Below are 24854 nucleotides of genomic sequence, written 5' to 3' on the forward strand. Positions count from 1 at the left end.
GAGCTACTGACGTTTCAACAACTTGAAATCGAGTTTTTATACTCAAAGAACTGAACGAAATCTTAGTAGTAAAAGAGAGAGGGTTACCAATGTTGATGAAGTCCAAAGCTTCACCGTGTATACTAACCTTATTTCTCTCTTTTGTTCTTTCTGATTAATAGTCTAATTTATTGAATTGTAAACTTAAGCCGTGTATAAAAAATTGCTATTTTTAGCTAAACCAATGTTAGTTGCTTTGCTTGCTTGCATCTGATTTTCCTTCGGAAAATCCTCGCACACAAGCACGCAACTTTCCATACACATAAACGTTGTGCCCAATTAAAAAAGTCACTTAAACAAAGGAAATTCAGGAAAATGATATTATATTTGATACTATCAAATGATAGTATCAAGAATGAAACCACCTTACGAAATAACATCATCAATATTAAAGTTAATAACTTCTATTTCTGAAAAAATTGGAGAAGTTAATGCAAGTTTATTAAACAGACCTTCACCTAAATTGCGAAAGCAGAATAAAATTAAAACTATTCATTCCTCTCTAAAAATTGAGGGAAACACTTTAACTGAAGAACAAATAACAGCATTGCTAGAGAACAAAAGAGTTCTTGGTCCAAAAAAAGATGTACTTGAAGTATTAAATGCTATCAAAATTTATGAGAATTTAGAAAAATATAAACCATCGAATGAAAAATCTTTCTTAAAAGCCCACAAAGACTTAATGGAAGGTTTAGTTGAAAAATCAGGAAAGTACAGAAATCAAGGAGTTGGAATAGTAAAAGGTTCAAAAGTAGAACATCTTGCACCTCCTTTTGAAAATGTCCCTTTCTTAATGAAAGATCTTTTTGACTACTTAAAAACTTCAAATGAAATTGAATTAATAAAAAGTTGTGTTTTTCATTATGAGATGGAATTTATTCATCCATTTTTAGACGGAAATGGAAGAATGGGAAGATTATGGCAAACTTTAATTCTTATGGAAAAATATCCTTTATTTGAATTTTTGCCTTTTGAAACTTTAATCAGCGAAGACCAAGAAAAATATTACAAAGCTTTAGCTGAAAGTGATAAATCTGGAAATTCAACAAATTTTATTGAATATATGCTTAATGTAATTGACATTTCAATCAGTCAATTACTTAATTTCAATGATAGAACCTTAAGCGAGAAGGAAAGATTAGAATACTTTATTTCATTGAATAAAATTGAATTTACTCGTAAAGATTATATGAATATTTTTAAAGATATATCTTCTGCAACAGCAAGTAGAGATTTAAAAAAAGGAGTTGAATTTGAATTGTTTGAGAAAATTGGTGAAAGAAATAAAACAATTTATAGATTAAAATAACTGGGCACAACAAGGTATAAGCTGTATTGCTAGCTAATTGCAAACTTGGGAAAGTTCTCGCGAACTTTCTAATCCGTAATTATTTACTTACTTTTAGCTTGACAAAACCGCAACAAAGCTTATACAGAAACGTTGGCAAACATAAACTAATAATAATGGCTGCAATTAACAGGCGAAATATGGTAGCAAACTTTAAATTGATTACCCTCATATTATTTTTACATGCGGTGTGCAGCTTTGTTTATGCACAAAACGACACTACTAGTAACTCTACGGTTATTTGGAACAAGATTGAAGCCATTACCCCTACGATCGTTACGCTGCCAAATAGCTTCGATTCAACAAAAAACTATACTCTGGTAATAGGACTTCATGGGTTTGGAAGTACAGCTGAAAGTTTTCAAAGTTTAAGCAAACCATTTACCGATGCTGGATTTATTTTTGCAACACCCGAAGCACCATACAGCTACTTAAGAAAAGACGGGGCTATAGGATATGAGTGGTTTCTGTATGATATTTCGTCCTATATCATGCTAGAAAGACCTGCATCCGAATTAGAAATATCTGCTATGCGTGTGACCACTGAAAAGCAGATGAATAAGGTTATTGAAGATTTAAAAGCGCAGTACAACATTGGGGAAATTTATTTTGCAGGCATGTCACAAGGTGGCATTATCACCTACCTAAGTGGAATCCATCATCATGACAAAATTGACGGTATGATCATATTCGGATCTGTAGTTGATGAAGATTGGCTGGGTACAGATGATATTCAAAACGGCAAGGGTGTAAGAACTCTGATTATTCAAGGTGAAAAAGACACGGCTGTACCATTTAAATATGCAGAAGCAGCACGTGATCTTCTGATTAAGAATGGATATGAAGTTACCTACAAAACATTTGATGGAGGTCATATCGTCCCTAAACATCTTTTGCCTTTTGTAATTGATTGGATAAATAAAAAGTGACCCTAAAAACGTTTATCAACAAAACCTACACGCAATACCCTATGGTTTACTGCGCATAGCCAACCCAACGTTGAGGGTTATAGCACAACTGACGTGTTACTACGCTGCAAAAAAATCAGCACTCTTGAAAACAGCTGGTTTTTTTACGACTCCCATAACACTCTATAACCCTCAACGGTCAGGGAATAACTACGCATCAATTAGCTTTAAGACTTTCTGCTAGCTTTTTTTCTTAACTTGCACTACAGCACACAACATGAGGATATACTCTATAGATGCGCAGCTAATGCTCTTAACGTGTATGCTGCGCATCCACAGAGCATAATCCCTGACCGTTGGCGGTAATATGAACAAAACTATGTGGTTTGAACAATTAACAGGATTTAAAGAAGAATCACCTGAAAATGTGAGAAATAATATTGAGATTAAAGGAAACGAAATTGTTTCACTGATAAATTCTCGCAGTTTTTTATTCGGAAAGTTAGATATTCTGACTTTAGCCGAACTTAAAAAATTAAACAAGAACATTAAAGATTATAACGAGAAAATTAAAGTAACTGAAATAGTCGCTGATGTTCAAGAATTACATTGTCAGAAAGAAAACTCAAACGCTCTATTTCAAGCTGCCTCACAATTTAATTTACTTGAAATGGTTAGCCCAACTATAACACCAGAACAAGGAATTGACAGATATGAGTTTGACTATACTCAAGGACCAGCTTGTGCAATTTCTTGTGGAGCTGGAACTATCTACAGGAATTATTTTGTAGAAGTAAATGAACAAATTGGACAAACTGTAAATAACCAAATTGATTGTTTAGATTTAATAGGAAAAGAATTGAATAATGAAAAATTGAATTTATGGAAAATGCAGAATGGTTATGCTTTAGTAAATCAAAACGGACTTTTAGCTATTAATAAAAGAATTGCTGAACTAACTGAAATTGAAAGAGAAGAGCTAAAAGAGAAACTTAAAACAGGAATTCAATGGAATACAGAGGTTACCAAATCAGCTAAAAAGCAAATAGTTTCTCAAATATACTGTTCAGCACTTCCAGTTGCATATAGTCACATAGAATCTTTTTATTGGGAATACTTTGCGAGAGTGATTTTGGAAGCAACTTATGAGTCAACTCTACTTGCAGGAGTATTAAATATGGAAAATAATAAATCAAATAAAATTTTTCTTACTTTGGTTGGTGGTGGAGCGTTTGGAAACGAAGAATATTGGATTTTAGAATCTATGCAAAAAGCGATTAGAAAGTTTAAAAATGTCCCGTTAGATATAAGAATTGTGAGTTATAGAAGCTCTAATCTAAATTTGAGGAAATGTATTGAGGAAATATAAAGTACTACCGCCAACAATGGCTATAAGTAATTGCTGGTTCTCGCCTACTTCTGAAAATCCTCGCGGATTTTCAGTTTGGTGTGTACTTGAAAAGTTAAGTGCTAAAGCACGCAACTAATCATATACAAAACCGTTCTGTTTAATTATGACCAACCGCTAACCAATGATAAAATTCTTTAGAAAAATTCGGCAAAAACTACTTTCTGAAAATAAATTCAGCAAATATCTAATTTATGCTGTTGGAGAAATTATACTTGTGGTTATTGGAATTCTTATCGCTCTAGGAATAAATAATTGGAATGACGCAAATAATCTTACAACGAAGGAAATAACGCTTTTAATTGAAATGAAATCGAATTTAGAGTCGGATATTGAAGGTCTAAGGTGGGATATTAATAAAAATGAAAAACTGTTAAAAGCCAACCAAATTGTACTTAAAAGTTTACAAAATGGCATTTATCACGATTCTTTAGATCTATACTATTCATGGATAAAAGGAAATACTGTTTTTGTTAAAAATACTTCGGCCTTTAAAAATTTAGAGTCTTTTGGACTAGACATCATAAAAAACGATAGTTTGCGAATAAAAATCACAAATTTATATTCTACACGATATGAATACATAAGGTTTATAGAACAAGTAAGAGATGAGAAGTTTCAATATGAGCAAATTATACCTCAAATTACCAAACACTTAAGGTTAAGGTCTGAAAATTTATATGAACCAATTAATGTTGATGAGTTATCAAAGAATAATGAATTCAAGTCGGTTATTAAATTAAATTGTGATATGAGAAATTATATAATCACAATATATAAAGACATAGAAAAAACAATCACTGAACTTATCAAGGCAATTGAATTAGAACTTAAGGAAAAAAAACAGTAAAGCATAACACGATGTATAGTTAGTTGCTAGGTCACTTACGCCTAACGAACATGCTATCCTTGATTTATTGTTAAATTAGTTACTTTAACACGCTACAAACCATATACGAAAACGTAATGTGGCATTAAACGCACAACATGGAAACCATAAGGGAATTTTTGGAGTTTGAACTTATTAGTGTCGGAGATTATAAAATACGGGTTTATACATTAATGACCGTCTTAATAATTTTTCTAATTACCAAATTCATATTATGGGTAATTAAAAATACCCTTATTCGAAAACGAAAGTTTAAAAAACTTGATAAAGGGAGTGCTTATGCCTTGTTTCAAATTATTAATTATGTGATATGGGTAATTGCAGTAGGGTTTATTTTAGAGACGGTTGGCGTTAAAGTAACTGTACTAATAGCCGGTTCTGCTGCTTTGCTCGTTGGAGTAGGATTAGGACTGCAGCAAACATTTAACGATGTGATATCAGGAATAATTTTACTTTCAGAACAGTCTATAAAAATTGATGATGTCTTGGATATTGATGGTGATATCGTAAAGATTCAAAGTATTGGATTACGAACATCCAAGGCATTAAATACAGATGATGTTTCTATTATTATTCCAAATTCGTTAATTACAACAAATAAAGTTATAAACTGGAGCCACCAGACCATGAAGACGCGCTTTAGAATTGATGTTGGTGTTGCTTATGGGAGCGATATCGACTTAGTTATAAAAATTTTGGAAGAAAGTGCCTTTGAGCACCCAGATATATCAGACCGCGGATCGACTGAAGCACGATTAGTGAATTTTGGAAATTCATCATTAGATTTTCAAGTTTTGTTTTTTAGTAAAAATATATTCCGAATAAATAAAGTAAAAAGCGATATACGAAGAACTATTAGTCGGAAATTTGCTAGTAACAATATCTCTATTCCTTTTCCTCAAATGGATTTGCATGTAAAATCAAATAATCCCGAAATATCAAAGAAGGATGAAACATAACACTGGCTATAATCTATGGCTTGGTATGGCATTTCAACAAAAGTTTATGTAAATTTACATGGCTTCACTCCTACTTGGAATTTCTCCTTGGAACTCATTATAACCTAAACGATGTTTGTTATATGCTGAACGATAGTAGCAACGAAAAACGGGAAAGCTGAAAACCGATTAGAGTAAGCACCTTAAACTAAAACTAACCAAATATGAAATCAACGTTTAAATTTTTAATTTCCGTGATTTGTTTTACAACATTTTCCACTATTTCTGTTTTAGGACAAACAACTAATGAACAAAAGCTTTTGTACAAAACTGGAAATCCGGCCGATTGGCCTAAAGACCAAGACGCTGTTGTGTCTGCTCCAAATAATCATAAAATTTTATTAGAAAATGACAAAGTAAGAGTTTTGGAAGTAACTCTTGCACCTAAAGAATTAGAACCTGTACATCATCATCAGTGGCCAAGTGTACTCTATATTATGGAAGCAGGAGATTTTATTGACCGTGATGGAGAAGGGAATGTAATTATGGACACTCGTCAAATACCTGAACCTCTTGTTTTTCCAATGACGATGTATAAAAATCCAGAGGCACCACATTCGGTGGAGAATTTAAGTGAGACTAAACCAATACGGCTAATTAGGGTAGAAATGAAGCAATAGAGCTTTTATAACGGAAAAACACGAACGTACAACGATAGCTATAAATAATCACTTATGCTCTGCCTTCTTCTGAAAATCCTTGCAGATTTTCAGTTTAACTTGTACCTGCAAACCTTGTAACTTCAACACAAAAGCACTTATAGCCGATAACGATATGTTTCATTATGACTAAACAATAGCCAATGATAAAATTCTTTAGAAAAATTAGAAAAAAACTACTAACTGAAAATAAATTCAGTAAGTACTTACTTTATGCTATTGGAGAAATTATTCTTGTGGTAATTGGAATTTTAATTGCATTAGGTGTTAACAATTGGAATCAAGAAAATAGAGACCATCGTATAGCTGATGATTTATTGGTTAGAATACATAGCGATTTGGTAAAAGATACTATTGACTTCAAAAATGTTATTAAACATAACGATGTGTTAAGAGAAGATCTTAAAGAGTTGCTTGTAGAACTCTACAATGGAATTGATGATATGAATGAGGTAAGGAACTTCAGTGAAACGTGGGATCAAATGTTAGATCAAGCTTTTTCACCAAACGACAATACGTATCGAAGTATGTTAAGTTCAGGAACCCTAGGACTTATTAAAAACGCGGAATTAAAAGATGAAATACTAGATTTATATAGCGAATATGATCAAACCAAAGCATTATTATTGTCTATCGGTGAATGGATGATTGGGATTGCTTCCTATATGGATTCTGAAACTGATTTTATAAAATTTGGCAGTGCCGTTTCTGATATATACACGACTCCAGAAATGTTCAATGAAAATGATTTTGCTTTTTTAAACAAAAAGGAAAGTCCAGAGTTTAAATTGTTTGTAAGAGCTATGGCTTCAGTGGCCTTTTATCAAAAGGCAAATAATTACTACCGACAGGAATTAATAAAAAAATGCAGTGTTGTTTTAAAATCTATTGATCAAGAACTAAATAAATAAAGAAAACATAACAACGTTTAGAATTTAATGCTATTACTCGCCTAATTACGAAATCTTCTTGGATTTTTTATTCGGTTTGTATTTTCTAATTTAGTTGCTTAAACACGCATCAAAATCATACATACGATGTGCTTTATTATAACCAACCAAAACTCAATATAAAAGATGAATTTAGAAAATATAGTATTGGTGAGTGAATTATTCGCCTCAATTGCCGTTGTTGCCACACTGGTTTATTTAGCAAAACAAGTAAAACAAAGTACTCGAGTAAATCGAGCAGCCTCAAGACATTCATTATCTGAATTTGCATTGGAATTAACAAAATTTAGAGCAGAGCACTCTGACCGTTGGGTAAAAGTAATGCACGAGAAAAACCTAACTTCGGGTGATATAGAATTTAGAAACTGGAATCATATGATGCTTTTGCTTCATGCAGAAACTTATTATCATCACTATAAGTTAAAACTTATGCCTAATAACCATTGGAAAAATTATGCAAAATTTATTGTTGCCGCTTTAGACTCACCTGGTTTTGAAGGCTATTGGAATGATGTAGGTTTTGCTTTTTCTGAAGATTTTTTTAAATGGATGAATAAAATATTTGCGGAATCTAAATTTGGGAAGTAACGATAATGAAACATTAAGGTTTTGCCCAGTGCTTGCAACTCTGTTCCTCAGAATTAATCCGATTAATAAAATACCATAAACAAAATTTCCGTTCAGGAAATCCTCTCAAATTTACTATCTTCGATTTTCAGGGAAAAATCGTAGTGAATTTACATGTAAGGCGGCAGCCATAGTCAAGACAGGCAGTGTGAACTTGATTAATAACTAATGATTTTTAAAAGAAAAACAGAATGAACAAGCCACTAAATATATGTTATCAAATTTTGCTAACCGTACTCTGTGTTGCAATGCTACCATGTGCTGCTCAAAACCCTCATGAAAACCATGACACGCCAAGAGCTAAAGTAGATTCTATTACAAATTATGTAATAATGAAGTCTTGGGATCACCAGCGTGAAATTTACATTGCAAAAGGAAGAACGCCTGCTGAAGCAGATTCTCTCGTTACTAGTTATTTAAGGCAATTTGCAGCCATGGATCGTACTGCCGGTAATGATCGCATAGGTGTAGAACCGCCAGCTTTTAGGTTTGATGGATGGCTAAACTCTGATCCACTTACCTTAGATGATCTTAAAGGCAATGTAGTATTGGTTCGCTGGTTTACTGACACCTGTCCGTTCTGTGCGAGTAGTACTCCCGCACTTAATCAATTGTATCAAGAATACAATAATAACAACTTTAAAATGATTGGGGTTTTCCATCCGAAAGCGGGAAGAGATGATGCATTGGATATATCTCGCGTAGAGCGTGTGGTGGAAGCTAGAGATTTTAAATTTCCAATCGCTATTGATTGGGATTGGCGCCACGGCACACTCAAAGATTGGTGGTTCACAGGCACAAAGCGCCCTGGTACTTCTGTGACGTTTATTCTGGACAAGTCTGGAGTCGTACAATTCGTGCATCCTGGTATGGAATATCACGAAGACAACGGTTCAGAGCTTCATGCCATGTGTGCGAGTGACATGGATAATATTAAAGCAGCAATAGAGCGGCTTTTAAAAGAATAAATAGCTAGCTTTTAAAAGAACGTATTCCTTTAAACGTATCTTGAAACATAAAACTATCCTATCCCCTAGTTAACCTTATGAACGCTTCAGATTATTTATTTCTGATTTGTAAAAATGAAATGCACTAAATGAAAATAAAATTATTGCTGCACTTTTTTCCTAGGCATCAAGTTGAATCTAAAATTTTTAATAATTATCAAAAGTTGACAGGGAAAATCCCGACTACATTGCCCGAGTTTATTGATAGAGAAAAAGAAAGACTAACCACCCACTAATCACGGGTTTAATTACAAACTTGTTCATGCCTGCTTTCAAAAACTTTCAAATATTTTCTATTTAGTTCTTATTTTTTTAAATTAAGAGCTTAAATACGCACTAATCATAAACAAAACAGGTTTCCTGCATTCTAAAAACAAGAAATAAACTAAGTAGATATATATTTTTTACTGTAAGGAGGTAAATATAAAAAGCAACATAACCTATGACAAACTCAAAATTAATAACAAATGTTTTCATTTTTACGCTATCAATATTTTCGGTTTCTATTGGCTTTTCTCAAGGGCGTAGTTGTGTAACCTGTAAAGGTAGTGGCAGTGTTTATGTAGAACGAAAAGTACATAATGGCTATAATACTACTTATAGCGAAAGTGAAATTTATATATATAAAAATACAGAAAAGACATATTCTACAGAGGGCAGCTATGAAACCTGTGGAAGATGTAACGGTACAGGATATATAAAAAGTAGAAATACTTATAAAAGAGAAATTCAACCGATTCCAAGTGATTTTAGAGGAAAGGTGAAACACCATTATGAAACAAAATATTTAAGGGGAATCCCTGTTCAAATAGAAGCAACAAGTATAGCAAATATTTATAAAGTTAAATTTAAATCTGGAAACTACTATACCGAGTATATTTACAGAAAGGGAAATCAGTTTTCCATTCTAGCAGATAAGGAGAATTTTTTTAAGGCAAAGATATTAAGAGGGGAAAATAGTGATATAGGAATAGCGATTATTACTCGCGAGAAAGTTGAAAATAATGGTTATACTATAGAACAGTTGCTTACAACCATTTATGACAAGAACGGGAAATTCGTTGCTGATTTTATGGGAAAAGCCTACGGCACAGGTGCTAACATGATATGGAAACCTGTCGAAACACATAAAGGCTACGCCTTACATTCATTCCCAAACTTAAAAAAACTTACTAAAACGTATAATATAGATGAATCATCTCGTTACGGTAAGTTTTTTGAAAAATATGGATATATTGATTTGAACTATAAGGATAAAACCAGTATCGTAAACCAAAATGGGGAGTATATTGGGCCTAAGGGACAAACATTTATAGGTATAGACCAAGAATCTGGCTATCTATATTTTATCGATAAACAAAGGTTTATCAATATTATTTCTCCTAAGGGACAGCTTATTTTGTCGACAGAACCAAGACAAAAGAATTGTGGCGAGCTATTTAACTGCATCGAATTGGATTTAAACCATATCCCAGCAACCGTCCAGCATCCATCAATCAATAACATAAAGCCAATAAAAGTAACAAAAATAAATTCGAAAATTGCTCGATTAAATGGGAGAGGATTCGTAGATATGAGTGATTTCGATCAATCTGGATGGGCTAGCTTTAAGTTGCTTTTTAATGAAAATAAGGAATTTATTATTAATAAAAATTCTGCGATAGCTTATAAAGGAAATAAAAGACTCAAGGACTACTATAATGAAAATGAAGATTATGAAAAAGTCACGGAAGCAGAATCTGCTTTAACTCATAAATCAAATGAGGAAAATAATGCTCTTGCAACTTACGTAAAGAATGGTAAAATAGGTGGTCATGTTAATTGGAGTGGAAAACAAAAGGATTTTAAGCCAAAATATAAGAGTATTAAAATTTATCATGACAATGTGGTGGTTTTTGAAAATATGGATGGAGAATATGGCTTTTATATTAAAGCATTTAGAGATGGTTCTAGCCATTTTGAAAAAGCCCAATATGAAAAAGTTCTTGCGCCTACAGGAAATAGAGTTCTTGTAAAAGAGGAAGGCATTTGGCATTATATACAAAAATACAGTTCAAAATATTCTGTTCATAAATCAGAGGTAAGTAGATTAGAAAGATTCAAACACACTCTAAAAGATTATAATAAATACACCCACTTAATTAATGTTTATGAAGCAGGTATAGAACACCCTGAATCTTTTCCAAACATTCCAGGAATTAACGTAAAGGATATCACTAAAATAGAACCCTATAATAATAATTCTTATCAAAAACTGATAACTTACAACAGTGGTTATAAATATATATTATACAAGGTTGACGGTAAAAATTTTATTTATTCCAAAAAGACAGGTTTTACCTGCCCAGCGTTTATTAGCAGAAACACACTGTTACTGCCATATAAAAATGAAAAATCAGGTAAATATCACATCGTAGAAGTGCATAATGATGGCAGAAGAGAACAGCTTAGAAATAGTTCGAGTTTTACATTTGATGAGATAGTGTTTATGAAGAATAAATACAATAGCATACGTACATATGGTAAAAATCAATTAGGTATTTTTACTTTCGAAGAAGTCGATCTAGTTGCTAAGCCTGGAGGCCAAAGGTCTACTGGAATTTTTCCAGTACCCATCGTTTTATTTTAAGGAAAAGCAAATAATTATATTATGAATTTTTAGGTTCTTCAATCAAACCAAATCCTCTAAAATTTAAAAAACAATAGAAACTAAAGTTAATGTAACATTGGCTAGAAGCAACTGCTTGTTCTCACCTACTTATGAAAATTCCTTTCAAATTTAGTTAGAATTTAATTTATGTCCTCTAGGTAATTATGATGTCTTTAATTCATTTTGTAGTGTTTATGAACAATTTGTTGTTTCACTAAAAAATGAAACCAACCTTATTATTGGCCTATATATTTTTTAAATACTATTTTAAACTAGAAATAAAGGATGTATTTGTTACCTATTCTAATAAAAATAATTTGTGTAATTAAATATTAATCGTAATATTGCAATAAATAAATAAAGTAAAAATGGGATTAACAAAAACCGAAATCTTTACCGAGCAACAAAACAATATTTCTCTTTTTGCAAAAGTATTAGGACATCCTGCAAGGGTGGCGATCCTACAGCACTTATTTAAAATTGACGCTTGTGTTTGTGGTGACCTCGTTAACGAAATTGGGCTGGCACAACCAACAATATCGCAACACTTAAAAGAACTTAAACATTTGGGCTTAATTAAAGGAAATGTTGAAGGAACGAGCGTTTGCTACTGCATACATAAAGAAAATTGGACGGCAATGAAAGCTGTAATAACCGAATTTTTAGACCAAGACGTAACACAAAAAAAAGATTGTTGTTAAAAAAATTTGAATCAGTTAATCGTAATATCGCAATAAACAAATTTAATTATGAAATTATCACAAGTAAAGTCAGTTTTAAAAGAATTGGAAACTATTGCTTTTCAATTACCGAATGGAGAATTAGTACCAAACCACTTTCACGTTACAGAAGTTGGTAAAATTACAAAACATTTTATCGATTGTGGTGGAACCGTAAGAAACGAAGAAGTTGTAAACTTTCAGCTTTGGAATGCAAACGACTACGACCATAGATTGCATCCTGAAAAGCTCCTTAATATTATTGAACTTTCAGAAAAGGCTTTGAATATAGATGATTTAGAAATTGAAGTAGAATATCAAGCAGATACCATTGGAAAATTCGGACTTGAATTTGACGGACAACATTTCTTGCTAACCAATAAACAAACCGACTGTTTAGCAAAAGACAAATGTGGTATTCCAGTAGAGAAAACTAAAGTAGAATTATCAACCCTACATGATGAACCTTGTTGTTCACCAGATGGCAACTGTTGCTAAATAACAATCCAAATTTTAAAATAAAATGACCACGACAAAACCAACCCTATATTCAGATATAGACAAATATATAAAAGAATTAAAGCCTGAAACTATCATAAGCGAACGTAAAGCAGTCTTACAACCGCTAACTGATTTTATGCAATCAAAAGTTTCAGAAAACGAGGACATTAGAATTAACTTTATATGTACTCACAATTCACGAAGAAGTCATTTATCACAAGTTTGGGCTCAAACAATGGCACATTACTTCAATATTAAAAACGTATTCTGTTATTCAGGAGGAACAGAGGCAACAGCACTTTTCCCAATGGTTGCAAAAACTTTGCAAAATTCAGGGTTTCAAATAAACAGCATTTCAAAAAATGAGAATCCTGTTTATAGCATTAAATATGCAGATAATGAACATCCTATCATCGGATTTTCAAAAAAGCTAGATGACGATTTTAATCCCAAGTCAAATTTTGCAGCAATTATGACTTGCGACTCAGCAAATGAAGCATGTCCATTTGTTGCAGGAGCAGAAAAGCGTATTCCAATTACTTTTGATGATCCAAAGGCATTTGATCATACACCGCAACAAGCTAAAAAGTACAACGAACGAAGTCTGCAAATAGCAACGGAGCTATTTTACGTTTTTTCCCAAATAAACCCATAAAAAAATGGCTTTAAAAAAATTAAGTTTTCTTGATAGAAATCTAACACTTTGGATATTTGTTGCAATGGCTTTTGGGGTGGGTCTTGGTTATTTTATTCCAACATTCCCAAATATTATAAACTCATTTAGTCGTGGCACGACTAATATTCCCATAGCCATCGGGTTGATTTTAATGATGTACCCGCCATTGGCAAAAGTTAATTATGCTTTGTTGCCAAAGGTTTTTAAAAACACCAAAATACTATCTATTTCACTTATCCTTAATTGGATTATAGGTCCTGTTTTAATGTTTGTTTTAGCACTAATATTTCTACAAGATTATCCAGAATATATGGTTGGGCTCATTTTAATTGGTTTGGCTCGTTGTATCGCAATGGTTTTGGTATGGAACGATCTAGCAGAAGGCAGTAGTGAATATGGTGCTGGGTTGGTAGCCTTAAACAGTATTTTTCAAGTGTTTGCTTATAGCTTTTATGCTTGGATTTTTATAACTGTACTTCCACCCTACTTTGGGTTTGAAGGAGCAATTGTAGATATCTCAATCGGCACAATTGCTGAAAGTGTTGCTATTTATTTAGGTATTCCATTTGTAATGGGAATTTTAAGCAGACTTATTTTGGTAAAACTAAAAGGTGAACATTGGTACACCACTACATTTATTCCTGCCATTTCGCCAATGACCTTAATTGCACTTTTATTTACAATTGTGGTGATGTTTTCTTTAAAAGGTGAACTGATCGTAGAAATTCCAATGGACGTTGTGATTATTGCAGTTCCTTTACTTATCTATTTTACGCTCATGTTTATCATTGGGTTTTTCTTTACAAAAGCAACAGGAGCTGAATATGACAAAACAGCTTCGGTAGCTTTTACAGCAGCAGGAAACAATTTTGAGCTAGCCATTGCAGTTGCCATTGCAGTTTTCGGTTTAAATTCAGGACAAGCCTTTGCAGGGGTTATTGGCCCATTAGTTGAAGTTCCTGCTTTAATTTTATTGGTGCGAGTTTCCTTTTGGCTAAAGCGTAAATATTATGAAAAATCAAAGGCTTAAAGTTGTTTATTTCACCTCATGGTAATGGTCGTCCCATTCTTTAGGATGCGGATCGTGTAATTTATCTAAAGACTTTGCTACTAACATAGATACTGTGGCATCTCCAGTAACATTTACAACGGTTCTGCACATATCTAACGGTCTGTCTACAGCAAAAATTAAGGCGAGTCCTATAGGTAACAATTCAGCAGGAAACCCTATAGATTCTAAAACAATAACTAGCATTACCATGCCCGCACTTGGCACTGCTGCACTACCAATTGATGCCAATAGGGCTGTTAAAACAATTACAAGTTGGTTGGTAAATGTTAATCCTTCTGGCCAAATTACCTGCATAATAAATACAGCAGCAATACCTTGATATAAACTTGTGCCGTCCATATTTACAGTAGCGCCAACAGGCAACACGAATCCAGATACTTCCTTATCTACCCCTAAATGTTCTTCTACACGCTCCATGGTTACAGGCAACGTCGCAGCACTACTACTTGTAGAAAATGCCAAAAGTTGCGCGGGACTTATTTCTTTTAAAAACCACATTGGTGATTTTTTTGCATAAACACGCACTAGCAACAAATAGAAACCAATCATGAGTATTAGTCCTCCAACTACACAGAAGGCGTAAAACAATAGCTTAATAAGTATTTCGGTATCATCAAAAGCAATAATTACATTCGCTAATAAAGCGAAAACCGCATAAGGTGCAAATAACATTATTAAATCTACCATTTTCATGACGACCTCGTTTAGTGAATCAAAAAACTTCACTAAGGGTTCCGCTTGTTTTTCACCAATTAACAGCAAACAAATACCAACGAACAACGCGAAGAAAATTACTTGTAGCATTGATGCTTCAGAAAAGGACTTAAAAATATTACTTGGAAAAATATCTACTAAAGCCTGCAGCGGACCTGCATCTTTTTGAGCCGCTGCCTTGGCAAGTTTATCTGTAACACCAGCATCATTTTCGTACTTCATCTTTATTTTTTCAATAGTATCCTGAGGCATACCTTCACCCGGTTTAATAATATTAACAATACTTAAACCAATTACTATAGCCACTAAGGTGGTAAAAATGTAAATACCGATAGTGCGCAACCCCATCGATTTTATTTTTGATATATCTTTTAAATCTGAAATACCTTTTATAAGTGAAGCCAAAATTAAAGGAACGGCAATAAGTTTTAGAAGATTAATAAATATGGTTCCGAAAGGAGAAATCCAATCGCTTACAAAACCTTTCCCGCCTTCAATACCATTCATAATAAAACCAAAAATGATTCCGAGAACCATGCCTATTATAATCTTCCAATGTAATGCTAGTTTTTTCATAGGTTTTATTATGCCTCTCTACAGAAAGGATTATTTATTAAAAAAATTGAGGTGACAAGATACGTATTTTGAGTATTTACTGAAAACCTTATTAGATGGCGTTTGGCGTTTCTGGATCTCTTCTAAAAACTTCGATAAGATTAAACAGCATAATACAAAAAATTACCCATATGGCGCCGGCGATAAAACCTCCTGCTATATCGGATGGGAAATGCACTCCTAAATAAATTCTACTAATGCCAATGCTTATTATAAGTAACGTAAACAACACTATAGCAGATATTTTAATAAGCAAATGCATATTAAATTTATAAAACAAGTATATTAAAAAACCATAGAAAGCCATTGCCGCCATAGCGTGTCCACTAGGATAACTTAAGGTTTCTACGGTTACTAAGTGCTCAATTTCTGGTCTTGCTCTATTAATTGCCCGCTTTAATATAACATTTGAAAGTGCTGATAAAAATAACACTACTGTGATTTGAATTACATATTTTCTTCGTTTAAACACCATAAGAGAAACTATTGTGGCCAGAATAAGAACAACAAGATAACCATATGCATCTCCAATATGCGTAACAGCAACAAAATAATTAGTTAGGGTCGGCGACCGATATGAAAGCACTTTATCGGTAATTGTCTTATCATACGCAGCAAGTGTTTCCGTAGAAAGTGTATCGGTAAGTTCAATAAAAACATTTATGCCTAATACAACAAGTAGTAATGTAAAAACAAGAACTATTACATAAGGTAATGTTACATCATAACGATGGAGCTTATTTCTTAAAAAAACTCTTAATCTTCGAATGAATATCAAAAGAATCTTAATCATAGATAGCGCTATTTAATGTTTGTAATTCTAAAATTAGCATCATTTTATGGAAAGACCGTGCGGAAACGCCATCAATTTTAATCTGTTTTAAAAATTTGAATATCTGTAAACAAAGTTATTGCTATGCAAAAAAATGAATTTTACAAATATTTTAGCCCCGATTGAAGCGGCATCCTTTTTTATACTACCAAAATAGACTAATAGTTTAAATTTTTAAACAACCATTATAAAACAGCAAGAACGCTAGTTATTATAATGAATAAAAAAGATATAGCGGAAAGCGGGAAATAGCTCCTGAAAACACTATGAATATATTTTATTGATTAAATAAAAATCGGCTAACACTAATGCTGCCATAGCCTCCACAATTGGAACAGCTCTAGGCACCACACAAGGGTCGTGACGTCCCTTACCTTGCATTTCTACAATGTCACCTTTTTTATCGATAGTTTCGTATTTCTGAATTAAGGTTGCTACCGGTTTGAAAGCTACATTAAAGTATATATCCATACCATTACTAATTCCGCCTTGAACACCTCCAGAATAATTGGTTTTTGTACTACCATCTGCATTAAAAGCATCGTTATGTTCGCTTCCATACATAGTGCTACCGTTGAAACCACTACCATATTCAAAACCTTTTACGGCATTTATAGAGAGCATGGCCTTACCTAATTCGGCATGTAATTTATCAAAAACTGGCTCGCCGAGACCAACGGGTACATTTTTAATTACACAACTAATAATACCGCCAACGGTATCTCCTTTACTGCGCACTTCCTTAATATATTGCTCCATTTTGGCAGCCATCTGTTGGTCTGGGCAGCGTACTATGTTCGATTCAATTTGCGATAAATCAATATCGGTATAAGGCTTATCAAGTTTAATAGTGCCCACACTAGAAACATACGCATAAATCTCTACGTCTTTAAGTACTTGTTTTGCTATGGCCCCTGCTACAACACGACAAGCGGTTTCTCTTGCTGAACTGCGGCCGCCTCCTCTGTAATCGCGAATACCATACTTTTTATCGTAGGTATAATCTGCATGACTTGGACGGTAACTATCTTTTATATGAGAATAATCATGAGATTTTTGATTGGTATTTTCAATAACAAAACCTATAGGTGTTCCTGTAGTCTTTCCTTCAAAAATACCAGAATAAAACTTTACGCCGTCGGGTTCTTTGCGTTGGGTTACAATAGCAGATTGTCCTGGTTTTCTCCGGTTTAATTCGTTTTGAATGGCCTCCATATCCAATTCAATTCCTGGAGGGCAACCATCAATTACGCCACCTAATGCAGGCCCGTGAGATTCACCATATGTTGTAATATTAAAAAGTTTTCCAAAGGAATTTCCTGCCATGTCTAAAATTTTTCGCTAAAATAAACTATAGCCTTCAATTACGCTAATTTTTCAATACAATCAAAAACAACTATTTGATAACATTTATCTAACGATATCCTGATAATTAGTTAATTAATTAATAATCTTCACGTAATACTAAAAGATGTTATTTGCATGGAACTAATACAACATTATTATAACCTGCAATTCCATTGAAAACCAAGCGTAAAGTAGAAATAGCTGTAATTTCAGATGTGCATTTAGGTACATACGGCTGTCATGCTAAAGCACTACTAACCTATTTAAATAGCATCAACCCTAAGAAATTGATATTAAATGGGGATATTATAGATATTTGGCAATTTAACAAGCGTTATTTCCCAAAATCACATTTAAAAGTGATAAAAAAAATAATGGATTTTGCTGCGGATGGCGTTGAAGTATTTTACATTACAGGAAACCATGACGAAATGTTACGAAAGTTTAGTGACACTAGCATTGGAAATATTTCAATTGTTGATAAACTTGTTTTGGATTTAGATGGTAAGAAAGCATGGTTTTTTCATGGTGATGTGTTTGATATTTCTATTCAAAATGCAAAATGGCTTGCTAAATTGGGCGGCTATGGTTATGATGTGCTTATTCTCCTAAACAGATTTACAAACTGGATCTTAGCCAAACAAGGAAAAGAGCGGTACTCGCTTTCAAAAAAAATTAAAAATAGTGTAAAAGGCGCCGTAAAATTTATTGCTGACTATGAAAACGTAATTACCGATTTAGCTATTGATAACGGCTATGATTATGTGGTTTGCGGACATATACATCAACCTAAAATGGAAATAAGAGAAAACAAATATGGAAAAACCATGTATTTAAATTCAGGAGATTGGGTGGAAAACTTTACGGCTCTAGAGTACCAATTTAAACGTTGGAAAATTTATGCCTATAACCATGATAAGTTATCTCCTTTCTTTGCCGATGAAGATATTAAAGAAATGGAAATAAAGGATTTGATTGCCGCTATTACTATAGTTGATAAAAATGCAAAGGCTAAATAAGCGCTTCTTTTAAAATAGTTATTGGATGTTTTGCAGCGCTACCTGTACCATCCTTAATTTGATGCCTGCAGCTGGTACCATTTGCTGCAATAATTGCATTCTCAGAAGCTTTTCTAACTGCAGGAAATAAAGTTTGCTCACCAATTTGCATGCTCACCTCATAATGATCCTTTTCATAACCAAAACTACCTGCCATACCGCAGCAACCACTTGGTATAATTGTAACTTTATAATGCTCCGGAAGATTTAATATAGAAAAACTTGATAATTGGTTGCCCATTGCTTTTTGATGACAATGTCCGTGGAATTTTACGTGTTTTTCTTCTGAGGTGAATTGTTTGGGTGTAATATGCCCTAATTCTATTTCTTTATGCAAAAACTCTTCAATCAAAAATGCATGTTTTGCGACGGCTTCTGCGGAAGTTTTGTCATCTGCCAATTTTAAGTATTCGTCTTTAAAGCTTAGAATTGCTGAGGGCTCAATACCGATAAGTGGGGTTCCTTCTGAAATTAAATCTTTACAATATGATATGTTTTCATTTGCAATGGCTTTGGCTTGGTCTAAAAAACCTTTTGACAGAAATGAACGTGCAGATTCCAAATGGCATATTGGGATTACTTTATATCCTAGTGTTTGGAGTAAAACAACACAATCTACAGCAATATTCGATTCCAAATAATTGATAAACTCATCCACATACAGATATACGGTTTTTATTGACTTAATGTGGTGGTCATCGCTTTCCTCAATCCAACTAGGAGTATTGTTTAGAGACGAAAAAGGCTTAGTTACTCGCGGTAAACTTCTGTTTAAATGTATTCCTAAAGCATTTTTAATTATCGATGACGTAAACTTATTTTGAAAAAGTTTGTTGAATAATTTTGGTGCCCTAGAAGCTATTTTATTGTATTTGGTTGACTTCGCAAAGAATTTGTCCTTGAACTTAAAACCATTTGCTTTTTGATATTGGTACTGAAATTCAGCCTTTAAACTTGCAACGTCCACGCTGCTTGGGCATTCACTGCCGCAAGCTTTACAGCTTAAACACAAAGCAAACACTTCTTTTAATTCCTCGTGGTTGAATTTATTAGACTTGTTGGAATGGGTTAGAAATTCGCGCAAGGCGTTGGCTCTTGCCCTTGTGGTATCTTTTTCATTTCTAGTGGCTCTGTAACTTGGGCACATCGTACCGCCAAATTCTGGAAGTTTTCTACAATCTCCCGAACCATTGCACTTTTCGGCTTCTCTTAGAATACCTTCAGATTTAGAAAAATCTAAAAATGTTTCTATTTCTGGTTCTTCCCTATCAGCTTCATATCTTAACGATATATCCATAGGAAACGCATCTACAATTTTACCGGGATTGAAAATATTATCAGGGTCAAAAGTAGACTTTATGCGTTTTAAAATTTGATAATTATTATCACCAATCATCAAGGGAATAAACTCTGCACGTACAATACCGTCGCCATGTTCACCGCTAAAAGATCCTTGGTATTTTTTTACTAAATGTGCTACATCGGTAGTAATTTTTCTAAACAGCGTTACACCTTCCTTTTGCTTTAAATTTAAAATTGGTCGCAAATGCAACTCCCCTGCTCCTGCATGTGCATAATAGATAGCCTTCTGGTTGTAGGCCTTCATTAATAAGGTGAAATCTGAAATATAACTTGTTAAATCCGGAAGAGCCACTGCAGTGTCCTCAATACATGCTGCCGATTTTTCATCTCCAATAATATTTCCCAGCAAGCCTAAACCTGCGCTTCTTAAGTTATTGGCTTTATCAATTGCGTCGCCTTCTAAAATGGGATTAGCGTAACTTAAAGCACCTAATTCTAAGGTTTTAATCAATGCATTAGCCTTTATTCGAGCGTCCTTTAAAGTTGTTGATCTTACCTCGCACATTAATATTGCTTCAGGGTCTCCTACTAAAAACCGCCTGTTTTCTTGTTGCATTTTATTACGCTTAGTGCAATCTAAAATGGTTTTGTCCATCATTTCGCAAGTGAACAAATTGTGCTTCATAACTGGCACTACGGCATTCAAACATTTTTCAATAGAATCAAAATGTGCTGGCACCATAATTCTATATTCTGGAGGTAATTCGTCTAATTTTAATGTAATTTGTGTAGTAAATGCTAATGTGCCTTCACTTCCTGCAAGCAACTTACACATATTAAACTTCTCAGAACTATTAGAGAAGATTTCAGTTTTAATCAACTCATCAATAGCATAACCCGTATTTCTTCTGTGAATTTCGGGTTTTGGAAAATGTTCATTTATTTCGTTTTGAACCTTACTATCTTTAAGTTCATGATAAACTGTTCGATAGATCTGCCCTTCGAGCGAATCCAATTTGGTTTTTTGTATAAATTCTTCTGAGGATATTTCGCCAAAAGTGACTTTGCTTCCATCGCTCAAAATAGTTACAAGCTCTAAAACCTTATCGCGAGTAACACCATATTTTATAGAAGTTGTTCCAGACGAATTGTTGCCTACCATTCCTCCAATCATACATCGATTAGACGTGGAGGTATTTGGACCAAAAAAAAGACCATGTGGCTTTAAAAAATTATTCAGTACATCCCTAACAACTCCTGGTTGTACGGTGACTGTTCTTGCGGATGTATCAACACTTATAATTTTGGTAAAATATTTTGAAACATCCACCACAATACCCTTACCCACACATTGTCCTGCAAGAGATGTACCCGCGGTTCTTGGAATTAATGAGGTTTTATTTTCTTTTGCATACCTAATTAACTCCTGTATATCAGTACTATTTTTTGGATAAGCCACGGCCAACGGCAACATTCTATAAACTGAAGCATCTGTGGCATACAAAGCTGTCATTAAACTATCGTAAAGTAGTTCTCCCGAAAGCTTTGATTTTAAGAGTTTTAACGGCATTGTGTTAATAAATCTTGCATATGCGTAAATATATATACAATTTTAGCATTATTTTTGTTCTGGTTTATAAAATCATAAATTTGATCTCTAATTAAAAAAAAGATCACAAATTATTAATGAATAAAAACTAAAAACTTATGAAAAAATTATTTTTATTAGCAATTGTAGCCTTAGGATTTGCCTTTAACACAAGTGCTCAAACCATTTCGGATAATGCTATCGGACTTCGCTTAGGAGATAGTGATGGCTTTGGAGCAGAAATTTCGTATCAGCGCGCATTGGGGGAGAACAACAGACTAGAGCTAGATTTAGGCCTTAGATCTGGTAATAACTTTGATGGTTTCAAATTGGCTGGTTTATACCAATGGGTATGGTTATTAGACGGTGACTTTAATTGGTATGCGGGTGTTGGTGCCGGTATAGCTTCTTATAGTTTTGATAATGTACCTCAAGGTTTTGATGACAGCGAAACTTTTATTTTTGCAGCAGGTGACATTGGTATTGAATATAATTTTGATATACCGCTTCAATTATCTTTAGATTTTAGACCAGAAATAGGTTTTGGAGATGAAGCGTATGGCAGTGACGACCTAGATTTTGATATCGCATTAGGTATCAGATATCGATTCTAATATATGATAGAAACATATTCTAAAAAGCACCCTAAGAAGGGTGCTTTTTTATTATACTAATTACTACTAAGAAGGTTATATTTGAATTATATAAATTTTTAAAAATGAAAACCATAAAATGGGGATTTATAGGTTGCGGTAGTGTAACCGAAGTAAAAAGCGGACCTGCCTATCAGTTAACAGAAGGTTTTGAAGTTGTTGCTGTAATGCGAAGGAATATAGAAAAAGCTAAAGACTACGCAAAACGACATAATATCAATACATTCTATAATGATGCTGATGCGCTTATAAATGATGAAAATGTAGATGCTATATATATTGCAACACCGCCAGACAGTCATAAAACCTACGCCTTGAAAGTAGCTAAGGCAGGAAAACCTTGTTGTATAGAAAAACCAATAACCCCGAACTATCAAGACAGCTCAGCAATTCTAAATGCTTTTCAAAGTGCTAATATTCCACTTTTTGTAGCATATTACAGGCGTTCACTTCCAAGGTTTTTAAAAGTAAAGTCTTGGTTAGATGACCATAAAATTGGAGAAATTCGTCATGTAAATTGGCTGTTCTGCAAACCCCCAAATAATTTAGATTTAAATAAAACCTACAACTGGCGCACCGATGCTAAAATTGCTCCAGGGGGGTATTTTGATGATTTGGCAAGCCACGGCTTGGATTTACTGGCATTTTATTTGGGAGAATTCAAAGATGCCAAAGGAATATGTGCAAACCAGCAGCACCTGTATGATGCCTATGATACTATATCTGCAACATGGATTCATGAAAATGGTGTAACCGGAACAGGAAGTTGGAATTTTGGTAGCAACGAACGTATTGATAATGTGACTATAATTGGTAGTAAGGGTACAATTACGTTTTCAATTTTTCAAGATAACGCCATACAATTAAAAACGAAAGATTTTAAAGAATCCTTAGTTATTGATAATCCAAAACATATTCAACAATATCATGTTGAAGGGATAAGAGACGCACTAATAATCAATAATTTTAAACATCCGTCTACGGGTGCAACTGCAGTTCATACCAGTTGGGTTACGGATAAAATTCTGGGGCAACTGTGATAAATAATTCAGTGTTAAAGATATTTATGGTTTAAAATTTTATATAGAATTATTTATCTTAACACAAATATTATTTTTTAGCTAATCTTTATGAAATCAACGCATTATATTATTTATTTACTCTGTGCTACACTCTTTATAGGTTGTATAAATAAAACAGCAAAACCTATCGAAAAGTCACTTAAACTTAAAGCCCTAATTATTGATGGGGAAAACAATCATGGTATTTGGCCCAAGAGTACATTTATGATGAAAAGTTTTCTTGAAGAAACTGGTTTGTTTGAAGTAGACATTGCTAGAAAAAAGTACAATTGGGTTGGGCCTCATCACAACGTAACAGATTTGGATAGTATCGAACAATTATTGGACCTTTATCCACTAGATGATGGTGTGAATAGAATTACCGTTGACTCCACAAAATTTGATTCTGATTTTAATCCAGATTTTAATAAATACGATGTGGTAATAAATAATTTAGGTTGGAAATCTTCTGAATGGCCAAAAACCACCAAAACAAACTTTATAAACTACATGAAAAATGGTGGAGGTCTTGTGGTAATTCACGCTGCAAATAATGCTTGGGGCAATTGGGATGCGTATAATAAAATGATTGGTTTAGGTGCTTGGGGAGACAGAAACGCTTCCACTGGTCCTTATATCTTTTACAATGATAATGGCAATATAGAGAAAGACTTTGGAGAAGGTATTTGTGCGTCTCATGGCAAGCAATACGAATACCAATTAACTACACGAGCTCCAGAACATCCAATTATGAAAGATTTACCAAAAGTTTGGTTGCATACCAAAGATGAACTTTACGATAGAATGAGAGGCCCTGGAGAAAACATGACCATTCTTGCTACGGCTTTTTCAGACGAGGAAGGTAACGCACCACCCTGGAATAAAGCTGTGAAAGGTACAAATAGGCACGAACCACTATTAATTGCCGTAGAATATGGTAAAGGCCGGGTGTTTCATTCTGCTCTTGGGCATATGGACTATTCTATGGAATGTGTTGGCTTTATTACTACATTTCAACGAGGTGCAGAATGGGCTGCAACAGGGAAGGTTACTCAAAAGATTCCCTCAGACTTTCCAAGCGCTGCAAGCACTAGCACTAGAAATTGGAACTTAGATTAATTCTTGTTTTCAACTATTATAGAGCAGTATTTTCAATATTTCATTATTTAATTGAAACACTATTTTTACCTTACACAAGATAAGTATTTCATTCATCAGAGTTTAACTTTTTCA

22 protein-coding genes are annotated in these 24854 nt (G+C 33.6%); 18 read left to right on the forward strand and 4 right to left on the reverse strand.

The genetic code is table 11. From position 1 onward, the window contains the following. The first annotated feature begins 394 nt into the window (after positions 1-394). From BMY39_RS14660 to arsB, 14 genes are all read left to right on the forward strand, one after another. A complete protein-coding gene (locus BMY39_RS14660) occupies positions 395-1348 on the forward strand; it encodes a Fic family protein (RefSeq protein ID WP_092581038.1) in 954 nt (317 codons plus the stop codon). Between the two features lie 98 nt (positions 1349-1446). Continuing rightward, on the forward strand, positions 1447-2316 hold the full coding sequence (locus tag BMY39_RS14665; RefSeq protein WP_092581040.1) for an alpha/beta hydrolase: 870 nt from the start codon (positions 1447-1449) through the stop codon (positions 2314-2316). A gap of 358 nt (positions 2317-2674) precedes the next feature. Further along, complete coding sequence (locus BMY39_RS14670; RefSeq protein WP_092581042.1) at positions 2675-3664, forward strand: hypothetical protein; 990 nt, start codon at positions 2675-2677, stop codon at positions 3662-3664. 163 nt (positions 3665-3827) lie between these two features. Further along, complete coding sequence (locus tag BMY39_RS14675; protein ID WP_092581044.1) at positions 3828-4553, forward strand: DUF6090 family protein; 726 nt, start codon at positions 3828-3830, stop codon at positions 4551-4553. 137 nt (positions 4554-4690) lie between these two features. Next, positions 4691-5551: a mechanosensitive ion channel family protein gene (locus tag BMY39_RS14680; RefSeq protein WP_092581046.1), complete on the forward strand. Its 861-nt coding sequence runs from the start codon at positions 4691-4693 to the stop codon at positions 5549-5551. Between the two features lie 203 nt (positions 5552-5754). Further along, positions 5755-6210, forward strand: a complete 456-nt coding sequence (locus BMY39_RS14685; protein ID WP_092581048.1) for a cupin domain-containing protein — start codon at positions 5755-5757, stop codon at positions 6208-6210. Positions 6211-6392: 182 nt separating this feature from the next. After that, positions 6393-7160: a DUF6090 family protein gene (locus BMY39_RS14690; protein WP_092581050.1), complete on the forward strand. Its 768-nt coding sequence runs from the start codon at positions 6393-6395 to the stop codon at positions 7158-7160. Positions 7161-7325: 165 nt separating this feature from the next. Then, a complete protein-coding gene (locus BMY39_RS14695; protein WP_092581052.1) occupies positions 7326-7787 on the forward strand; it encodes a hypothetical protein in 462 nt (153 codons plus the stop codon). A gap of 230 nt (positions 7788-8017) precedes the next feature. After that, positions 8018-8794, forward strand: a complete 777-nt coding sequence (locus tag BMY39_RS14700; RefSeq protein ID WP_092581054.1) for a TlpA disulfide reductase family protein — start codon at positions 8018-8020, stop codon at positions 8792-8794. 481 nt (positions 8795-9275) lie between these two features. Next, positions 9276-11462, forward strand: coding sequence for a DnaJ-like cysteine-rich domain-containing protein (locus BMY39_RS14705; protein ID WP_092581056.1), 2187 nt, complete (start codon positions 9276-9278; stop codon positions 11460-11462). Between the two features lie 389 nt (positions 11463-11851). Next, entirely contained in the window at positions 11852-12184 is a 333-nt protein-coding gene (locus tag BMY39_RS14710; protein WP_092581058.1) for an ArsR/SmtB family transcription factor, read from the forward strand. A 48-nt stretch (positions 12185-12232) separates the two neighbouring features. Beyond that, positions 12233-12700, forward strand: a complete 468-nt coding sequence (locus tag BMY39_RS14715; protein WP_092581060.1) for a DUF6428 family protein — start codon at positions 12233-12235, stop codon at positions 12698-12700. Positions 12701-12725: 25 nt separating this feature from the next. Continuing rightward, positions 12726-13358 carry an arsenate-mycothiol transferase ArsC gene (locus BMY39_RS14720; RefSeq protein ID WP_092581062.1) on the forward strand — a complete coding sequence of 211 codons (633 nt, stop codon included), beginning with the start codon at positions 12726-12728 and terminating at the stop codon, positions 13356-13358. A 4-nt stretch (positions 13359-13362) separates the two neighbouring features. Next, a complete protein-coding gene (arsB, locus tag BMY39_RS14725) occupies positions 13363-14409 on the forward strand; it encodes an ACR3 family arsenite efflux transporter (protein WP_092581064.1) in 1047 nt (348 codons plus the stop codon). Between the two features lie 6 nt (positions 14410-14415). On the opposite strand, the gene BMY39_RS14730 is transcribed toward arsB, so the two are convergent. The 3 genes from BMY39_RS14730 to aroC form a co-directional block, all read right to left on the reverse strand. Beyond that, positions 14416-15741: a dicarboxylate/amino acid:cation symporter gene (locus tag BMY39_RS14730; protein ID WP_092581066.1), complete on the reverse strand. Its 1326-nt coding sequence runs from the start codon at positions 15739-15741 to the stop codon at positions 14416-14418. Between the two features lie 91 nt (positions 15742-15832). Then, a complete protein-coding gene (locus BMY39_RS14735) occupies positions 15833-16573 on the reverse strand; it encodes a phosphatase PAP2 family protein (RefSeq protein ID WP_092581068.1) in 741 nt (246 codons plus the stop codon). 303 nt (positions 16574-16876) lie between these two features. Further along, positions 16877-17938 carry a chorismate synthase gene (aroC, locus tag BMY39_RS14740; RefSeq protein WP_092581070.1) on the reverse strand — a complete coding sequence of 354 codons (1062 nt, stop codon included), beginning with the start codon at positions 17936-17938 and terminating at the stop codon, positions 16877-16879. A gap of 194 nt (positions 17939-18132) precedes the next feature. Between aroC and BMY39_RS14745 the strand changes: the two genes are divergently transcribed. Beyond that, positions 18133-18978, forward strand: a complete 846-nt coding sequence (locus tag BMY39_RS14745; protein ID WP_092581072.1) for a UDP-2,3-diacylglucosamine diphosphatase — start codon at positions 18133-18135, stop codon at positions 18976-18978. Here BMY39_RS14745 and BMY39_RS14750 read toward each other — a convergent pair. After that, the gene (locus BMY39_RS14750; protein ID WP_092581074.1) at positions 18971-21889 is read right to left on the reverse strand and encodes an FAD-binding and (Fe-S)-binding domain-containing protein; all 2919 of its coding nucleotides are present in this window, start codon (positions 21887-21889) and stop codon (positions 18971-18973) included. The genes BMY39_RS14745 and BMY39_RS14750 overlap by 8 nt on opposite strands. A 137-nt stretch (positions 21890-22026) precedes the next feature. Between BMY39_RS14750 and BMY39_RS14755 the strand changes: the two genes are divergently transcribed. The 3 genes from BMY39_RS14755 (at position 22027) to BMY39_RS14765 (ending at position 24740) form a co-directional block, all read left to right on the forward strand. Continuing rightward, positions 22027-22521: a hypothetical protein gene (locus tag BMY39_RS14755; protein ID WP_092581076.1), complete on the forward strand. Its 495-nt coding sequence runs from the start codon at positions 22027-22029 to the stop codon at positions 22519-22521. A gap of 104 nt (positions 22522-22625) precedes the next feature. Next, on the forward strand, positions 22626-23600 hold the full coding sequence (locus BMY39_RS14760) for a Gfo/Idh/MocA family protein (protein ID WP_092581078.1): 975 nt from the start codon (positions 22626-22628) through the stop codon (positions 23598-23600). Positions 23601-23690: 90 nt separating this feature from the next. Further along, on the forward strand, positions 23691-24740 hold the full coding sequence (locus BMY39_RS14765; RefSeq protein ID WP_092581080.1) for a ThuA domain-containing protein: 1050 nt from the start codon (positions 23691-23693) through the stop codon (positions 24738-24740). Positions 24741-24854: the final 114 nt, after the last annotated feature.

Source organism: Hyunsoonleella jejuensis, from assembly GCF_900111025.1.
GTDB lineage: Bacteria > Bacteroidota > Bacteroidia > Flavobacteriales > Flavobacteriaceae > Jejuia > Jejuia jejuensis.

Excerpts from the sequence above, each read along its gene's own strand:
- BMY39_RS14660 (WP_092581038.1), top strand. The coding sequence starts at position 395 with ATGAAACCACCTTACGAAATAACATCATCAATATTAAAGTTAATAACT.
- BMY39_RS14670 (WP_092581042.1), top strand. The coding sequence starts at position 2,675 with ATGTGGTTTGAACAATTAACAGGATTTAAAGAAGAATCACCTGAAAAT.
- BMY39_RS14675 (WP_092581044.1), top strand. The coding sequence starts at position 3,828 with ATGATAAAATTCTTTAGAAAAATTCGGCAAAAACTACTTTCTGAAAAT.
- BMY39_RS14680 (WP_092581046.1), top strand. The coding sequence starts at position 4,691 with ATGGAAACCATAAGGGAATTTTTGGAGTTTGAACTTATTAGTGTCGGA.
- BMY39_RS14685 (WP_092581048.1), top strand. The coding sequence starts at position 5,755 with ATGAAATCAACGTTTAAATTTTTAATTTCCGTGATTTGTTTTACAACA.
- BMY39_RS14690 (WP_092581050.1), top strand. The coding sequence starts at position 6,393 with ATGATAAAATTCTTTAGAAAAATTAGAAAAAAACTACTAACTGAAAAT.
- BMY39_RS14695 (WP_092581052.1), top strand. The coding sequence starts at position 7,326 with ATGAATTTAGAAAATATAGTATTGGTGAGTGAATTATTCGCCTCAATT.
- BMY39_RS14700 (WP_092581054.1), top strand. The coding sequence starts at position 8,018 with ATGAACAAGCCACTAAATATATGTTATCAAATTTTGCTAACCGTACTC.
- BMY39_RS14705 (WP_092581056.1), top strand. The coding sequence starts at position 9,276 with ATGACAAACTCAAAATTAATAACAAATGTTTTCATTTTTACGCTATCA.
- BMY39_RS14710 (WP_092581058.1), top strand. The coding sequence starts at position 11,852 with ATGGGATTAACAAAAACCGAAATCTTTACCGAGCAACAAAACAATATT.
- BMY39_RS14715 (WP_092581060.1), top strand. The coding sequence starts at position 12,233 with ATGAAATTATCACAAGTAAAGTCAGTTTTAAAAGAATTGGAAACTATT.
- BMY39_RS14720 (WP_092581062.1), top strand. The coding sequence starts at position 12,726 with ATGACCACGACAAAACCAACCCTATATTCAGATATAGACAAATATATA.
- arsB (WP_092581064.1), top strand. The coding sequence starts at position 13,363 with ATGGCTTTAAAAAAATTAAGTTTTCTTGATAGAAATCTAACACTTTGG.
- BMY39_RS14730 (WP_092581066.1), bottom strand. The coding sequence starts at position 15,741 with ATGAAAAAACTAGCATTACATTGGAAGATTATAATAGGCATGGTTCTC.
- BMY39_RS14735 (WP_092581068.1), bottom strand. The coding sequence starts at position 16,573 with ATGATTAAGATTCTTTTGATATTCATTCGAAGATTAAGAGTTTTTTTA.
- aroC (WP_092581070.1), bottom strand. The coding sequence starts at position 17,938 with ATGGCAGGAAATTCCTTTGGAAAACTTTTTAATATTACAACATATGGT.
- BMY39_RS14750 (WP_092581074.1), bottom strand. The coding sequence starts at position 21,889 with ATGCCGTTAAAACTCTTAAAATCAAAGCTTTCGGGAGAACTACTTTAC.
- BMY39_RS14755 (WP_092581076.1), top strand. The coding sequence starts at position 22,027 with ATGAAAAAATTATTTTTATTAGCAATTGTAGCCTTAGGATTTGCCTTT.
- BMY39_RS14760 (WP_092581078.1), top strand. The coding sequence starts at position 22,626 with ATGAAAACCATAAAATGGGGATTTATAGGTTGCGGTAGTGTAACCGAA.
- BMY39_RS14765 (WP_092581080.1), top strand. The coding sequence starts at position 23,691 with ATGAAATCAACGCATTATATTATTTATTTACTCTGTGCTACACTCTTT.